15 protein-coding genes and 1 riboswitch are annotated in these 15,467 nt (G+C 38.6%); of the genes, 10 read left to right on the top strand and 5 right to left on the bottom strand.

The features are described 5' to 3' along the window. The coding region (locus ACIQZ6_RS09360) for a carboxypeptidase-like regulatory domain-containing protein (RefSeq protein ID WP_395810438.1) at window positions 1-552 on the bottom strand (552 nt) is incomplete at its 3' end. A gap of 48 nt (window positions 553-600) precedes the next feature. Continuing rightward, window positions 601-804: riboswitch (TPP riboswitch) on the bottom strand. Window positions 805-848: 44 nt separating this feature from the next. Between ACIQZ6_RS09360 and ACIQZ6_RS09355 the strand changes: the two genes are divergently transcribed. The 5 genes from ACIQZ6_RS09355 to ACIQZ6_RS09335 all read left to right on the top strand — a co-directional run bounded on the left by ACIQZ6_RS09355 (window position 849) and on the right by ACIQZ6_RS09335 (window position 6,248). Beyond that, window positions 849-1,154: a hypothetical protein gene (locus ACIQZ6_RS09355; RefSeq protein ID WP_395810436.1), complete on the top strand. Its 306-nt coding sequence runs from the start codon at window positions 849-851 to the stop codon at window positions 1,152-1,154. Window positions 1,155-1,267: 113 nt separating this feature from the next. Then, on the top strand, window positions 1,268-3,013 hold the full coding sequence (aspS, locus tag ACIQZ6_RS09350) for an aspartate--tRNA ligase (RefSeq protein WP_395810434.1): 1,746 nt from the start codon (window positions 1,268-1,270) through the stop codon (window positions 3,011-3,013). A gap of 114 nt (window positions 3,014-3,127) precedes the next feature. Continuing rightward, on the top strand, window positions 3,128-4,147 hold the full coding sequence (locus ACIQZ6_RS09345; RefSeq protein WP_395810432.1) for a N(4)-(beta-N-acetylglucosaminyl)-L-asparaginase: 1,020 nt from the start codon (window positions 3,128-3,130) through the stop codon (window positions 4,145-4,147). A gap of 9 nt (window positions 4,148-4,156) precedes the next feature. Then, window positions 4,157-4,876: a copper homeostasis protein CutC gene (locus ACIQZ6_RS09340; protein ID WP_395810430.1), complete on the top strand. Its 720-nt coding sequence runs from the start codon at window positions 4,157-4,159 to the stop codon at window positions 4,874-4,876. Between the two features lie 70 nt (window positions 4,877-4,946). Continuing rightward, a complete protein-coding gene (locus ACIQZ6_RS09335; protein ID WP_395810428.1) occupies window positions 4,947-6,248 on the top strand; it encodes an amidohydrolase in 1,302 nt (433 codons plus the stop codon). A 413-nt stretch (window positions 6,249-6,661) separates the two neighbouring features. Here the strand turns inward: ACIQZ6_RS09335 and ACIQZ6_RS09330 are convergent, their stop codons facing one another. Next, window positions 6,662-7,126 carry a single-stranded DNA-binding protein gene (locus tag ACIQZ6_RS09330; RefSeq protein WP_395810426.1) on the bottom strand — a complete coding sequence of 155 codons (465 nt, stop codon included), beginning with the start codon at window positions 7,124-7,126 and terminating at the stop codon, window positions 6,662-6,664. Window positions 7,127-7,148: 22 nt separating this feature from the next. Next, window positions 7,149-8,207 (bottom strand): A/G-specific adenine glycosylase, encoded by a 1,059-nt coding sequence (gene mutY, locus ACIQZ6_RS09325; RefSeq protein WP_395810424.1) that lies wholly within the window; start codon window positions 8,205-8,207, stop codon window positions 7,149-7,151. A gap of 171 nt (window positions 8,208-8,378) precedes the next feature. Here mutY and ACIQZ6_RS09320 point away from each other — a divergent pair, with 171 nt between their 5' ends. The 5 genes from ACIQZ6_RS09320 (at window position 8,379) to ACIQZ6_RS09300 (ending at window position 13,465) form a co-directional block, all read left to right on the top strand. Beyond that, window positions 8,379-8,663 (top strand): HU family DNA-binding protein, encoded by a 285-nt coding sequence (locus tag ACIQZ6_RS09320; RefSeq protein ID WP_395810422.1) that lies wholly within the window; start codon window positions 8,379-8,381, stop codon window positions 8,661-8,663. A gap of 22 nt (window positions 8,664-8,685) precedes the next feature. Next, window positions 8,686-9,534 carry a tetratricopeptide repeat protein gene (locus ACIQZ6_RS09315; RefSeq protein WP_395810420.1) on the top strand — a complete coding sequence of 283 codons (849 nt, stop codon included), beginning with the start codon at window positions 8,686-8,688 and terminating at the stop codon, window positions 9,532-9,534. A gap of 277 nt (window positions 9,535-9,811) precedes the next feature. Continuing rightward, window positions 9,812-11,362, top strand: coding sequence for a ribonuclease E/G (locus tag ACIQZ6_RS09310; RefSeq protein ID WP_395810418.1), 1,551 nt, complete (start codon window positions 9,812-9,814; stop codon window positions 11,360-11,362). 104 nt (window positions 11,363-11,466) lie between these two features. Continuing rightward, window positions 11,467-12,885, top strand: a complete 1,419-nt coding sequence (radA, locus tag ACIQZ6_RS09305) for a DNA repair protein RadA (protein ID WP_395810416.1) — start codon at window positions 11,467-11,469, stop codon at window positions 12,883-12,885. Between the two features lie 91 nt (window positions 12,886-12,976). Next, window positions 12,977-13,465 carry a DUF4920 domain-containing protein gene (locus ACIQZ6_RS09300; RefSeq protein ID WP_395810414.1) on the top strand — a complete coding sequence of 163 codons (489 nt, stop codon included), beginning with the start codon at window positions 12,977-12,979 and terminating at the stop codon, window positions 13,463-13,465. Between the two features lie 77 nt (window positions 13,466-13,542). Here ACIQZ6_RS09300 and ACIQZ6_RS09295 read toward each other — a convergent pair whose 3' ends face one another. Then, window positions 13,543-15,000, bottom strand: coding sequence for an arabinose isomerase (locus tag ACIQZ6_RS09295; protein WP_395810412.1), 1,458 nt, complete (start codon window positions 14,998-15,000; stop codon window positions 13,543-13,545). Window positions 15,001-15,151: 151 nt separating this feature from the next. Beyond that, window positions 15,152-15,298, bottom strand: a complete 147-nt coding sequence (locus tag ACIQZ6_RS09290; protein WP_395810410.1) for a hypothetical protein — start codon at window positions 15,296-15,298, stop codon at window positions 15,152-15,154. Between the last annotated feature and the right edge of the window lie 169 nt (window positions 15,299-15,467).

Here is a 15,467-nt window from a genome sequence, read left to right as displayed (position 1 = left end):
GTCATTGTATGGAATTCCATTGATTGTTACATTTAAACGGGTTGGGTCGCTTCCGCGGATGCGAATACCGGTATAACCAACCCCATTTCCTGCATCAGAGCTTACCACTACTGAGGGAGTCTGATTTAGCAGAAATGGCAGATCTTGACCCAGATTATTCTTTTCTAGATCTTCTTTATTGATAGTACTGTAGGTAGTTGCAGAGTTTTCGGATGCTCTGGTTGCCCTGACTAATACTTCGTCTGCTATAAGGCTATTTTGAAAAAGTTCAACGTTTAGGCCGGTATTCTCATTCAAACTAATTTTACGTTCAAAAGTTTGATAGCCCAGAAAGCTAATTTTAACAAGATAATTTCCGGGTTTTAAATTTTTGAGTGAATAGTTTCCCGATGCATCTGAACGGGCAGAAGAATAGGTATTTTCTACTCTGATAATGGCTCCATTAAGGGCTGTACCTGAATTTTTATCTGAAATTTTCCCGCTGATTGAGAATTGAGCTGAAGCTATAAAAGGCAACAGTACCGCCGCAGCGATGAATAGTAACTTTTTCAATTTGATTTATTTAATTAGTTAAAAATCCTGCATAATGGGGTTATATGCAGTCTATTAACTTTTACCTCCCTACGCCGGCATTATCCGGATCAGGTGCTCTCAGGAGTTTTAGTTTTTGGCTATGAGTAGTTGCGAATACTTACAACTTATTACTTATAACTTATTACTTACAACTTGTAACTCCATCGATGGGTATATTCTCAGCCTGTTTTTGTGTTTGATTTCGCAAACAAGGCACCCCTATTGATGGCTCAAAGATATATAAAAATTGATATTTTTGTATGCAAAAACGTGGTATGATAAAATCAGTAGTTATTAAACTCAAGCCTGAATGGGTAATTCCAGTAATTAGTTCTGTTTTTTTGACGCTCTATTTTTTTTACATAGACGAGGCCAAATATAGCTTTAATGGAATTTTTGAATTCACTAACCTGATTTTTCTGGGAGTTTATGTTTTTATACTCGTGGGTGTTCAAAAGCTCATTCAACTAGGATTGGTATACTTGAAATTCAGCAAGAACACGTCCTTAATTAGTAATAATATAGTTTCAGCGATTGTTTTGTTAACTCTATTATTTATATTCTTCATAATCTTTGCATAACAATAGATTAAAAATCCAACTTTAGATTAAAAATATTTGCAGTTTTTACAAAAATTCAAGAAATTACTTATCATTTTTTTAAAAACTGTACTTTTGCAGATTAGAATAAAATTATGCTAAGAACACATACTTGCGGCGAACTAACCATAGCTGATTTGAATAAGGAAGTTACTCTAACCGGATGGGTGCAGAAATCGCGCGACCTGGGAGGAATGACCTTTGTTGATATGCGTGATCGTTATGGAATTACCCAGTTAACATTCAATTCGGATGATGATGCGGAATTAAGAGCAAAGGCACGTGAATTAGGTCGTGAATTTGTTATTCGTGTAACGGGTAAAGTGATTGAGCGTTCTAACAAAAATCTGAAAATGAATACCGGTGAAGTGGAGATAAAGGTTGTAAAGCTTGAATTGCTCAATGCGGCTAAACTTCCACCATTCCTCATCGAGGATGAAACCGATGGCGGTGATGACCTTCGATTAAAATATCGATATCTTGATTTGCGCCGTAACCCGGTAAGGAATAATCTGGTTTTACGCCATAAAATGGCTCAGGAAGTTAGAAAGTACTTGGATGGTTTAGACTTCATTGAAGTTGAAACACCGGTTCTGATCAAGTCTACTCCTGAAGGCGCCCGTGATTTTGTGGTACCTAGCAGAATGAATCCGGGGGAATTTTATGCACTCCCACAATCACCTCAAACCTTCAAACAATTATTAATGGTTTCTGGTTTCGACCGATATTTCCAAATCGTAAAATGTTTCAGAGATGAGGATCTTCGGGCCGATAGGCAACCGGAATTTACTCAGATTGATTGTGAAATGGCATTCATTGAGCAGGAAGATATTCTGAATGTTTTCGAAGGACTTATCAGAACCTTATTCAAGAATGTGAAAGGGGTTGATCTTGCAGAAGTTCCCCGAATGCAATATGCGGATGCCATGCGTTTGTACGGTTCTGACAAGCCTGATACACGTTTCGACATGAAATTTGTGGAATTGAATGCTATTGTAAAAGGCAAAGATTTTCCAGTTTTTGATCAGGCTGAATTAGTTATTGGTATAAATGCGAAAGCTTGTGCTGAGTATACTAGAAAGCAAATTGATGAGCTAACTGATTTTATAAAACGCCCACAAATTGGTGCTACAGGCTTAATTTACTTGCGCCATGCATTGGATGGGAGTTTGAAATCATCTGTAGACAAGTTCTACAATGAAGACGAACTTAAAAAATGGTCTATAGCATTTAATACAGAGCCTGGTGACTTACTCCTGATCATGGCCGGTCAAACTGATAAAGTACGAAAACAATTGAGCGAACTTCGCCTAGAAATGGGTAATCGTTTGGGCTTGCGTGATAAAAATGTGTATGCCCCGCTTTGGGTTCTTGATTTCCCGCTTCTTGAATGGGATGAAGATAGTCAGCGTTTTCATGCTATGCATCATCCGTTTACTTCGCCAAAACCAGAGGATATTGCCATGCTGGATACCAATCCGGGTCAGGTACGTGCAAATGCCTACGATATGGTAGTGAATGGTACTGAGATAGGTGGGGGCTCAATCCGTATCCACGACCGAGACTTGCAGTCATTGATGTTTAAACATCTGGGATTCACCGTTGAAGAAGCCCAAAAACAATTTGGATTCCTGCTCGATGCTTTTGAATATGGTGCACCTCCTCATGGTGGAATTGCCTTTGGTTTTGACAGGTTGGTTTCAATCTTTGCTGGGCTTGATTCTATTCGCGACGTAATTGCCTTCCCTAAAAATAATTCTGGCAGGGATGTGATGATCGATTCTCCTTCTACAATCTCGGATGAGCAATTGAATGAGCTAAAGATCAAAACAACCGTTTAATTTCTAAAGCAGATACCAAATTACCTCAAAAAATTTCTTTTAAAGATGAGTACCCTTTGAAAATTAGCGCAAGGTGATTATTCTAGGGAATGATCTTTTTTAGTATATTTATTTATGATCAGTCGCCGTAAATTTCTGGCTGCCACCTCACTTACAGGAGCGTCAATTGTGGCAGGAAATAAATCTTTTTCAAACTTTGTTAAAGAAAGTCCTGTCCTGAATTCACCCATAGTAATTTCAACCTGGGATTTTGGTATCGCAGCAAACGCTGCAGCCTGGGAAATATTAAAAAATAAAGGTAGAGCACTTGATGCAGTTGAAAAAGGAGTCCATGTTCCGGAGGCCGATCCAACTAATTCTTCTGTTGGGTACGGAGGATTGCCTGACCGTGATGGCCGAGTAACCCTAGATGCCTGCATCATGGATGAACTAGGTAATTGTGGAAGCGTGGCAGCTCTTGAACACATTATGCATCCTATATCAGTGGCAAGACTTGTGATGGAAAAAACTCCTCATGTAATGCTTGTAGGTTCTGGCGCGCTTCAGTTTGCACTAGAGCAGGGTTTTAAAAAAGAAAATCTTTTGATTCCGTCTTCAGAAAAAGCCTGGAAAGAATGGCTAAAGAATGCAAAGTATCAGCCCGAAATCAATATTGAAAACAAATTGTTTAGTCCAACTAAATTGCCCGGAAATCAATTTAACCACGATACCATTGGCATGATTGCCATGGATGCTGCCGGTAATTTGTCTGGTGCATGCACAACCAGTGGTATGGCCTATAAAATGCATGGACGGGTGGGCGACTCGCCAATCATTGGTGCCGGACTCTATGTTGACAATGAGGTTGGAGGAGCTACATCTACAGGTGTAGGTGAGGAAGTGATTCGAAATGTAGGAAGTTTTTTGGTGGTTGAACTTATGCGACAGGGATACCCTCCTGAAGAGGCCTGCAAAGAAGCAGTAATGCGAATAATCAGAAAGAAACCGAATACTGCCAAAGAGATTCAGGTAGGTTTTCTGGCTTTAAATAAAAAGGGTCAATATGGTGCCTATGCCATTCAAAAAGGATTTAGTTATGCAGTTTGTGATGATAATGATCAAAAATTACTGGTCAAAGCCAATAGCTATTCCTAAGTATAACCAATGTCTAACAAGCAATTAGAGATCTGTGTAGGCTCATGGCAATCTGCCCTAGCAGCGCAGCTTGGCGGTGCAGATCGAATTGAACTCTGTGATAATCTTTCCGTAGGAGGTACTACGCCTTCATTTGGGATGCTCGCTCAGTGTAAAAAATTACTTACAATTCCATTTTTTCCGATAATTAGACCTCGTGGCGGGGATTTTACTTTTTCAAAAGATGAATTTGAAATAATGAAAGAAGATGTGATCTGCTGCCGAGAAATTGGATGTCAGGGAATTGCTATTGGAATTCTTAAGAAGGATGGCAGCATTGATTCTGATAGGTGCTCTGAGTTGATTGCTCTTGCGGGCGCTATGCAGATTACTTTCCATCGGGCATTCGATCGCTGTACCGACTTAAAAAGAGGCCTGGAGGATATAATTGAATTAGGCTGTTGCCGTGTGCTTACCTCAGGCGGTAAAGAATACGCTTATGATGGAATTGAAGGCTTGAAATCACTCGTTAGTCAGGCGGGATCAAGGATTACTATTATGCCTGGTTCTGGAATTAATGAATCGAATTTACTTGAAATTGCTCAAAAAACTTCTGCACATGAATTCCATTCTACCGCAAAAAAATTGATGCAATACGGAGTTGACCCCATTAATGATGAACCTTATCGCTCTCTTGAAACATCGATTGACACCGTTTCTAGGTTAAAAGAGATCTTGTCGCTCCTCTAAAAAATTGTTCATTTGATTGAATCTTGAATTTCTTATTCTTTTCTGTACTTTTAATTCTTAAATAGTTAATATGAAAAAATCATATCTGGCAGGCTTACTTTTACTTTCATTACCTGCATTTTCTCAGACAAATCCAATAAAAACTAAAGTCAGTCTTGCTGCTGATAAGATAGAATCAAAAGTAATTGAATGGCGCCGAGATTTTCATGAACACCCTGAATTGGGCAATAATGAAACCAGGACAGCCGCAATTATCGCAAAGCATCTGCAAAGTCTGGGCATAGAAGTTAAGACCGGAGTTGCTAGAACAGGTGTGGTAGGTATCTTGAAAGGTGGAAAACCAGGACCTGTGGTTTTATTGCGTGCGGATATGGATGGTCTTCCTGTTACAGAAAGAAATTCGCTTCCTTTTGCTTCAAAGGTAAAGACACAATACAACGGTCAGGAAGTAGGGGTTATGCATGCCTGCGGTCATGATTCACATGTTGCGATTCTTATGGGTGTAGCTGAGGTTTTAGCCGGAATGAAAGCTGAATTAAAGGGCACTGTTAAATTTGTATTTCAGCCTGCAGAAGAAGGTTCTGCCCCCGGAGTGGAGGGTGGTGCTGAACTCATGGTTAAAGAAGGAGTACTCGAAAATCCTAAAGTGGATGTTGCCTTTGGATTACATATTTGGGCCCAGACAGAAGCCGGAAAGATTACCTATCGTCCTGGCGGAATGATGGCCGGAGTAAATGATATGCAAATTATAGTGAAAGGAAGGCAGGCACATGGTGCAGCTCCATGGGCATCGGTTGACCCGATTGTGATCTCAGCACAGATTATCAATAATTTACAGACCATTGTGAGCCGTAATTTGAACATAACTGAAAATGCAGGTGTGGTAACCATTGGTTCATTACATGCCGGAGTACGTTCAAATATTATTCCTGAACGTGCAGAGATGCTTGGAACCATCAGGTCTCTGAGCGTGGAAGATGAGAAAATGCTGATTGACCGGATTAAAACCATTGCAACCAAAACTGCCGAGGCTGGTGGTGCTACCGCTGAAGTAAAGATTCCATACAGTAATCATTATCCTGTAACTTTTAACGATCCAGCATTGACTGAAAAGATGCTTCCTAGCCTTGAAAAAGTGGCAGGTGCTGAAAATGTGAAGCTTATACCTCCAATAACTGGTGCTGAAGATTTCTCATTTTTTCAGGAAAAGGTTCCGGGGCTATTTTTCTTCTTAGGAGGAATGCCTAAAGGAATGGATCCTAAAACTGCTCCATCTCATCATACTCCTGATTTTATGATTGATGAAAGCTCATTTAAGTTGGGAGTAAAAGCATTGGCCGGGCTTACACTTGATTATATGCAAGTAAAATAGCAATCTCTTAAATTCTTAAAAAGTATAGTGATAGCCCGGAATTTTTCTGGGCTATTTTTTTTGCTAAAATCGAAACTTATCATTCAATGAATGTTTGTGATTTACGATGCATGAAGTACCTAAACCCGGGAGAAATGGAAAGCCCTGGCAATCAATAATTTCATTGCTATCGGAATTATTTGCCGGGCTTGCAATGAATCACGGGGCTAGCGGCAGCCAAAGGCAGTGCCATTCATTTTCAAATAAAAAAAGCAGAAATTTTTTGGTTATTGATCGAAAGCAGAACATAGTTTAAACATATAACCCATTAGTCTAACCAAAAAACTGAACAAGCTAACATCCATCAATTAGGCTTTTAATTAACGGCATCTTTACAAGCAAATCTTAATTAAGGGCAGCTTCTCAATCTCAGCCTAAAACGGCAAATCATCATCAATCCCTTTATCGTAATTCATCGGTTGATCTTCTTTAGCTATGATATGATTCGAATTTATCCCATGTTCCTCATTCAATTTTTGCTGATTATTTTCACCCTGACCCTCAAAATCACTTTTCCGCCCAAGCATAGTAAAGTTTTCGGCTACAATCTCAGTCGTGTATTTTTTATGGCCTTCTTTATCTTCAAAAGAGCGGGTTCTTAATTTACCTTCAATATAAACTAGCTTACCTTTTTGAAGATATTTTGAAGCAATATCGGCCAAACCTCTCCACATCACAATATTATGCCATTCGGTTTGCTCTATTTTTTTGCCATCCTTAGTATAGGTTTCGGATGTTGCTAAAGGGAAGCTCGCTACTGTAACACCCCCGTCTAAGTGCCTAACTTCAGGATCCTTGCCTAAATGCCCCACTAATATGACTTTGTTAATTCCCGACATGATGGTTTTTATTGTAAAGATTTTAAGTATTCAATTTATGGAAATTTTCGAAGAAGTGAAAAATTAGTTTTGGTTGTGCCAACTTTTCAAGTTCGTCAAGGTTTACGTAGAACCATGATTTTTCGGAACTAAATTTTTCCGAAAAATCTTCAATTTCTATGAAGCTGGCATGAAGTTTCTGGTGGCTGAGAATATGCTTAACAGTTGCTGAAACCGATTTTATTTTCGTCTGCGCGCCAAAACACCTAATAAAATCATCCAATTTGATTAAATCCTGTACCGCCGTAAAATTTTCTGTTTCAAACAGTGGAAGATCGAACATGTTTTCCCAGATATCGCCTGCACCTCTTTTATTAATGAGTACCTGTCCATCCTTTTGGGCTATTATGTAGTTAAAGAATCTTTCTCTGATTCTTAAGGATTTAATTTTGACGGGCAGGTGGTTGATGCGCTTTGTTTTTAAGGCTTCGCATCCGGCCTGCAAAGGACATGAAATGCAATCTGGATTTTTGGGTTTGCACTGCAATGATCCAAATTCCATGATGGCCTGATTAAATTGTCCAGCTTGTAATTTATCCAATAATTCATTTGCCAGCTCAGTGAATAACTTTTTCCCTTTTCCGGTATTGATTGGAGTATCAATCCCAAAATATCTGGATAATAGCCTAAATACGTTACCATCTACCACAGCTCTTGCCTCATTCGATGAAAATGAAGAAATGGCTGCAGCCGTATATTCACCAATTCCTTTTAATTTGATTAGTGAATCATAGTTTTTTGGGAAATATCCGGCATACTCCTCCATAACTGCTTGAGCGGTTTGGTGCATATTTCTTCCACGAGAATAATAACCTAGGCCTTGCCAGAGTTTTAGTATCTCATCTTCAGAGGCAGATGCAAAATGCTTAACGGTAGGGTATTTTTCAGAAAACCGGTTAAAATAGGGTGTTCCCTGCTCTACTCTTGTTTGCTGCATAATAATCTCTGATAGCCAGATAATGTATGGATCATTCGTTTTTCTCCATGGAAGATCTCGTTTATTCTTTTGGTACCATTCAATTATTTCGTCAGCAAAATTCATTTGATATAGAGTGTATTAGCACATTTAACACTACAAAAGTATCTTACTATTTGTTTTATAGCGACTTGGTTTAAAAAAAAGCAGATTTATTTCCCTAATTCAATTAAAACCAATACTTTTGCAACCCAAAATAAGTTAAGTATTTAGGATAAAAAATAAAAGAAATTAGATATGACCAAGGCAGAAATCATAACAGAGATCTCTAATAAAACCGGAATCGAAAAGGTAGATGTTCAAGAAGCAGTAGAAGCATTTTTCAAGGTGGTAAAAAATTCCATGATCAATGGAGAAAATGTTTACATAAGAGGTTTTGGAAGCTTTGTAGTAAAGAAAAGGGCTGAAAAAACTGCCCGTAATATTTCAAAGAATACAGCAATTATAATTCCTGAGCATTTTGTTCCAAGCTTTAAGCCTGCTAAGGTTTTTGTTGAGAAGGTAAAAACAGGCAACAAATAATTAAATTTTCATCAAACGCAGAATGTTTAGCAGAAAGCAGATAATTGTAGTGGGTTCAGTAGTAGTACTGTTGGGCCTTATGCTTTCTTTAGATATTCAGGGTTTAGTTAAGCCAGATGAAGGTGCTCCGGCTAATGCATCAGCTCCTGCTGTGGCATCGGTTGTTAAGCAAATTTCATTAGATGAAGTATCCCAAACCGCAAAGGAAGGATTAAATGCCAGTTTGAAGGCTCAAATAAGTGATCTTGAGGCTCAATTGAAAAGTGCTTCCGATATTGAAAAATTAGATCTTTATAAGAAGCTTGCACAACAATGGGATGATGTTAACCTTGCTACCCCATCTTCTTTATATTTTGAGATGATCGCTGAAAAAGTACCAGCTTTTGATTCATGGCTTAAAGCAGGAGATAAATTTACGGATGCTTATCAGCAAAGTATGGACACTTTGGTTCAACCTGCTTTAGTTCAGAAGGCAATCAGTTCATACCAGAAGGCTGATAAACTAAAGCCAAATACCCTTGAAGTTAAAACAGGTTTGGGTATAGCTTACGTTACCGGAACTCCAAACCCAATGCAGGGAATTACTTTATTACTTGATGTTGTAAAGCAGGACCCTAAAAATTTAAAAGCTAATTTGAACCTAGGCTTGTTTTCAATGAAATCAGGTCAGTTTGACAAGGCTGTTGAACGTTTTAAAACAGTAATTGCAATTGCTCCAAGTGCCGAAGCATGGTTCTATCTGGCATCTAGCTTTGAAAGCATGGACAAAAAGACTGAAGCTATTGCGGCTTATTTAAAAACAAAAGAGATTGCGGCTGATCCTAATATGAGTCAGTTCGTTGATCGCAAAATAAACGAATTAAGTAATTAGATTATAAAACATTTTAAAAAACAAAATTATGCCAAGCGGTAAGAAAAGAAAAAGACATAAAATGGCTACCCACAAGCGTAAAAAACGCTTGAGAAAAAACAGACATAAGAAAAAATAGTCTGGTAACCTGATTTTATTAAATCAGGTTATTTTTAAGACTTATTGAATAATTAAACCTCCCGCATTAATGCGCCGGAGGTTTAAATCATTTGTTTGTTTTTATTTTTCCTATATTTCAAACGTATGCCGGTTTTTACTGGCGTCTTAAATTTAGCCATTGGTAAAGGAATTAATTATAAATTCATCCCCTAGCGGGGTTACTATTGCTTTACTGCAAGACAAGCAACTCGTAGAATTAAATACAGAGCAAATCAGCAACAATTATGCTGTTGGCGATATTTATCTAGGTAAGATTAAAAAGATCATGCCCGGGCTTAATGCCGCTTTTGTAGATGTAGGCTATGAAAAAGATGCTTTTTTGCATTATCTAGACCTTGGTCCGCAGGTTCAGTCGCTTTTAAAGCTGACTAAGATTGTAAAGGGAGGCAGTTACAAGGATAAACTGCTCAATAGTTTCAGACTGGAAACGGATATTAGTAAATCCGGTAAAATTTCAGAAATTCTGAATCGGAACATGTTGCTACCTGTGCAGATAGCGAAAGAACCTATTTCAACAAAGGGTCCACGTTTAAGCTCAGATATTTCAATAGCAGGCCGTTTTGCGGTGCTTGTGCCTTTTTCGGATGTCATTTCGATTTCCAAAAAAATTAAGAGCAACACAGAGCGTAACCGCCTAAAGAAAATTGTAGAGGGTATTAAACCAAAGAACTTCGGTGTAATTATTCGTACTGTTTCTGAAGGAAAAGGTGTTGCTGAACTTCAAAAAGATCTATTGGATCTGATCGATAAATGGGAAAAATTTACAACCCGCTTACCTAGTACAGAGCCATCTAAAAAGATTCTTGGTGAAATGGGGCGAACCTCTACCATCCTAAGAGATATATTGAATACCGACTTTACCAATATTCACATTGGTGATCCTGCATTGTTTGAAGAGATTAGATCTTATGTTCATGAGATATCTCCTGAAATGGAAAATATCGTTAAGCAATACCGTGGTAAAGAGCCAATATTCGAGCATTTTGGTATTGAAAAGCAGATCAAATCAGCATTTGGACGCACTGTTAATTTGCCGGGTGGAGCTTATTTGGTTGTTGAACATACCGAAGCTTTGCACGTTATTGATGTAAACAGCGGTAACCGAACAGCAAATACTGAAAATCAGGAACAAAATGCGCTGATGATCAATATGGAAGCTGCAAAGGAAATTGCCAGACAGTTGCGCCTTCGTGATATGGGTGGTATTGTGGTGATCGATTTTATCGATATGCATAAACCCCAAAACAGAAAAGAACTGTTTGACTACCTCAAGGATCTGATGCTTCTTGACCGTGCCAAACACACTATTTTGCCTCCAAGTAAATTCGGATTAGTGCAGCTTACGCGTCAGCGTGTAAGGCCTGAAATGAATATCGTAACTAATGAGAAATGCCCTGCCTGTAACGGAACAGGTGAAATCAAGGCAAGTATTATTTTGATGGACGATATTGAAAATAATCTTAATTATATTCTTAATGAGCAGAATGAACGTAGTGTTACTTTATGCGTTCACCCATACATAGAAGCATATATTAAAAAGGGATTGATTTCAATTCAGTGGAAATGGTTCTTTAAGTTTAGTAAGTGGATTAAAGTGAAAGCGATACCTTCCTACTATCTGACCGAGTTTCATTTTTTGAATTCAAAAGAAGAAGAGATTAAACTATAATTAGTAATCCGGTAGCTATCGGATGAGAAAATTAACAAATTAGTAAATTTGCAGACGAAATTAAAATCTGCATATTTACTAATTTACATTTGCTAATTTATTCCATGGCTAAAACACGTTCTGCTTATTTCTGTCAAAGTTGTGGATACGAATCTGCTAAATGGTTGGGTAAATGCCCTTCTTGTAATCAATGGAATACATTCGTTGAAGAAATAATTGAGAAGGCCAATCAATCTGTACCCGACTGGAAATCTGGCTCTACAAGTTTGCAGCGCTCTAATAAACCTGCTGCTATTCAAGATATTGTATTTTCTGAAGAAAACCGACTAATTACCCCCGATAAGGAATTAAACAGGGTATTGGGTGGTGGTATTGTAAGTGGATCTATTGTTTTAATTGGTGGTGAACCGGGTATTGGTAAATCAACATTGATGTTGCAGGTTGCCCTTAACCTTCCCGGTTTAAAAGTACTTTATGTATCAGGTGAAGAAAGTGAGCAACAGATAAAAATGCGTGCCGAACGCTTAGTGCCTGATTCAGGACAAAAAGCTTCAAAATCTGCGGATACCTATATTTTAACAGAAACCTCTACTCAGAATATCTTTAAACAAATAGAGATCTTACAGCCTGATCTGGTGGTTATTGATTCGATTCAGACCTTATACTCTGCTCATATAGAATCTACGCCCGGAAGTGTTTCACAAGTGAGGGAATGTACTGCAGAACTTCTTCGTTTTGCCAAAGAAAGTGGAACTCCTGTTTTTTTGATCGGCCACATTACCAAAGATGGTATGATCGCTGGGCCTAAGATTCTGGAGCACATGGTTGATACAGTATTGCAGTTTGAAGGAGATAGACACCATGTGTATCGAATTTTACGTGCGGTTAAAAATAGGTTTGGTTCAGCGTCAGAGTTGGGAATCTACGAAATGCAAGGTAGCGGATTAAGAGAAGTGTCTAATCCTTCAGAGATCCTACTATCGCAGAGAGATGAACCTTTGAGTGGCATAACCATTTCGGCAATGATGGAAGGCTTGAGGCCCATGTTGATTGAAACACAGGCATTAGTTAGTGTTTCGGCATATGGAACCCCTCAGCGCTCTGCAACTGGCTTTGATACCAAAAGAATGAATATGCTGCTTGCTGTTCTTGAGAAGCGTTGTGGTTTCAAGTTGAGCGCAAAGGATGTATTTTTGAATATTGCTGGCGGGCTAAGAGTTGAAGATCCGGGTATCGATCTGGCGGTGGTGGTGGCAATGATATCATCGCATGAAGATATGCCTGTTGATACCAAGATCTGCTTTGCTGCTGAAGTTGGTCTATCTGGTGAGATCAGAGCCGTTAACCGCATTGAGCAGCGTATAGCGGAGGCCGAAAAACTAGGATTTGAGCAAATATTTATCTCTAAATATAATCTTCCGTCTGGAAGAGGTGTTAAAACATCGCCTGAATGGCAGAAGTACAAGATCGCAATCAAAACAGTTGCAAAAGTAGAGGAGGTCTTTAATGCTCTTTTTGGTTAGTATTTCACTCCCTCTGTAAAATGTCATAAGAAACATTTTTTCGCAAAATGATTTTTATTTTTTCGAAATTTGATCCTTTAATAGTTTAATAATGAAAACAATATTACTTTCAGTAATTGCCTTTGCTTTTCTTGCATCATGTAATTCTACTCCTCAAACAGAATTACAGGCGGTTCAAAATGTAAAAGGAACCGCCGTTTATGGTGATTCTGTTAAAAATGATAACGTAATTGAAATTACTGCCCTTCAAACAGCAATGGTTGGCGAAAGCAAAAAGGATATAAAGATCAAAGGACTGGTTAAGGAGGTATGCAAGAACAAGGGTTGTTGGATGATTATGGACCTTGGCAATGGGAATGATATACGTGTTACTTTTAAAGATTATAAGATTTTTGTTCCAAAAGACCTTACAGGTAAAGAGGTTATTCTAGATGGCTTTGCTTACACGGATACAACTTCAATTGAAACGCTTAGGCATTATGCAAAAGATGGCGGAAAGTCTGAAGCTGAAATCGCTGCAATCACTACTCCAAAAGAGAATTTGGCTTATGAAGCCAAAGGTGTGGTGGTAATGAATTGATAGTTAGGTACAGTAAAAAAAAGGGAGTTTTCTTTAGTAGAAAGCTCTCTTTTTTGTTAAGTGGTTCATACAAATCATTAACAAACCTTTACTACCTCCATATTCAATAATTGACCAAGTTTTTCAATTTTTGAACTGATATGCCCAATACCAACGGCACAATGATGCGCAGGGCCATGGCTATTCCACTTGTTTACAAAGTTTCTTGCCCCAATTGGGAATTTATATCGGCTATTGGTATTGCCAATTTGAAGCACAGGGCCCGCAACAGATTCACCTTCTGCTAGGAGCAACATGAGCCCGCCACCTCTTTTTTCTGCTACTGAAAGTAGAGTTACCGGACCATTTTTCACCATCATTTCTACTGAAATGCCTTTGCCAACTTTACCATGATATACTTGCAGAGGGCGCACTTTGGTTTTCCCTTCTGATATGGCAATATGCCCGGGCCCATCATGGCCCATTAATACAATGTCTTCATTAAAGTCCATGGCATAGTATTCCGTGAAGGATCCACCAGCTCCAAAAGAGTCCATAATTTTCATAGCCTGCACGTTTTTTATTTCATATTCGCCGGCAACCGGTATTCCTTTTGCTGTTAACAATGAGTTGCCTAAAATGATAGAAGCGATTGCTTCTTCATTTTCAATATTTCCGGTGCCTTTATAATAATAAGCCATTGACCCAAGCTGGTGCTTTTCTACCAATTTATCGAGTGCAACAGAGGTGATAGCGGCTTTCTCTAACTCTTCGATTGGGCAATCCGATTGCACATCAAAAGTTTCAAAGAAAAGCTTTAATCGATCTTCTAATTCCAGCTTACTAACCTCCTTTCTAAGGCTTGCAAGCTCTTCAACTTCAATCAGTTCTATATGCCCACCAAAATGTGCGTATTGCTGAGTGAGGTCTGTATAGATATCAAGCATTCCGCTATAATAATGACCCATACATCCCATACGGTTATAAGCCATTATATGGGCTACTTTGGCTGCTTCAACCCACTCAAAAACTTCATTCCAGCATTCTTCATCGTCATTTAGCATTCCGGTTATCTGATGAAATTTAATGCCAACACGGTTAAAAACATTGGCAATTTCCGGAACTGAACAGGGAGAGCAATACGAAAGCCATTCACCTGTCATTTTGGTGCGGTCAGACATGGAGTTGAAAGCGCTATAATCAATAGCCGCTTCAGGAGAAAGATTTAATAGGATAACTGGCACCTTTGCCCTTTGTACTACGGGCAGCACTGTTGACGATAAGGCATACGTTGTGACATATAAAAAGATCAGATCAACATCTTCAGTTTTAAACATTTTTCCAGCCTGAAATGCTTTATCAGTAGTGTCAACTAAGCCGGCATTAAAAATTACAGGATGAATTTGAGATAGCTTTTGTTCAACGGTACTTAGATAGCCTTCTAGACGCTCCTTTAATCCGGGAAATTGTGGCCAGTAGGTATCTAGACCAATGCCGAATAGACCAATTTTCATCCCTGAATGGTATGCAGAATCAATAATATCTAATTTATTCATAAATGCTGTATTAATGGTTAACTAAAGATGCATCAGAAAAATTCAATTTCGAAGTTTTATTCGGTCAATTCGGTTTTAGGTATTTTTTTTCAAGACAAAAGACATAAATAATATTTGCAATAGGTAAAAACGAATATTCTTGTGCTTGGTGTTACCAAGCATTCATGATTTCTTTCCGCTCATAGCCGCGGGGGCCTAGTTCTTTTTCTGTAGCAAAAAAGAACCAAAACGCTACCGCTGCGCCTGCTGCTATGAAAGGTTCTGCGAAGGCTAGGGTTGTAATTGCCGCACCAGTCAATGCGGAAGAGAGGTTATTAAAGGTCTGTGCAAGCGTGGCGGATAAAAAAAATTGGATGAACCGTCTTGCGCGGCATTGCCTGCCTGGCGATAGGTGTGACAGGTGCGTAGCGATTTTAAAAAAATAAATTTCAATCAAAATCAAATGTCATCCCGAAACCTGCCCTTCA

This window comes from Daejeonella sp., assembly GCF_044348475.1.
In the GTDB taxonomy this organism is placed as follows: Bacteria; Bacteroidota; Bacteroidia; order Sphingobacteriales; family Sphingobacteriaceae; genus Daejeonella.
This window is presented reverse-complemented; position numbering and strand designations above follow the sequence as displayed.

Bases quoted from the DNA above. Each gene is read 5' to 3' on its own strand.
- ACIQZ6_RS09355 (WP_395810436.1), top strand. From the start codon at position 849: ATGATAAAATCAGTAGTTATTAAACTCAAGCCTGAATGGGTAATTCCA.
- aspS (WP_395810434.1), top strand. From the start codon at position 1,268: ATGCTAAGAACACATACTTGCGGCGAACTAACCATAGCTGATTTGAAT.
- ACIQZ6_RS09345 (WP_395810432.1), top strand. From the start codon at position 3,128: ATGATCAGTCGCCGTAAATTTCTGGCTGCCACCTCACTTACAGGAGCG.
- ACIQZ6_RS09340 (WP_395810430.1), top strand. From the start codon at position 4,157: ATGTCTAACAAGCAATTAGAGATCTGTGTAGGCTCATGGCAATCTGCC.
- ACIQZ6_RS09335 (WP_395810428.1), top strand. From the start codon at position 4,947: ATGAAAAAATCATATCTGGCAGGCTTACTTTTACTTTCATTACCTGCA.
- ACIQZ6_RS09330 (WP_395810426.1), bottom strand. From the start codon at position 7,126: ATGTCGGGAATTAACAAAGTCATATTAGTGGGGCATTTAGGCAAGGAT.
- mutY (WP_395810424.1), bottom strand. From the start codon at position 8,207: ATGAATTTTGCTGACGAAATAATTGAATGGTACCAAAAGAATAAACGA.
- ACIQZ6_RS09320 (WP_395810422.1), top strand. From the start codon at position 8,379: ATGACCAAGGCAGAAATCATAACAGAGATCTCTAATAAAACCGGAATC.
- ACIQZ6_RS09315 (WP_395810420.1), top strand. From the start codon at position 8,686: ATGTTTAGCAGAAAGCAGATAATTGTAGTGGGTTCAGTAGTAGTACTG.
- radA (WP_395810416.1), top strand. From the start codon at position 11,467: ATGGCTAAAACACGTTCTGCTTATTTCTGTCAAAGTTGTGGATACGAA.
- ACIQZ6_RS09300 (WP_395810414.1), top strand. From the start codon at position 12,977: ATGAAAACAATATTACTTTCAGTAATTGCCTTTGCTTTTCTTGCATCA.
- ACIQZ6_RS09295 (WP_395810412.1), bottom strand. From the start codon at position 15,000: ATGAATAAATTAGATATTATTGATTCTGCATACCATTCAGGGATGAAA.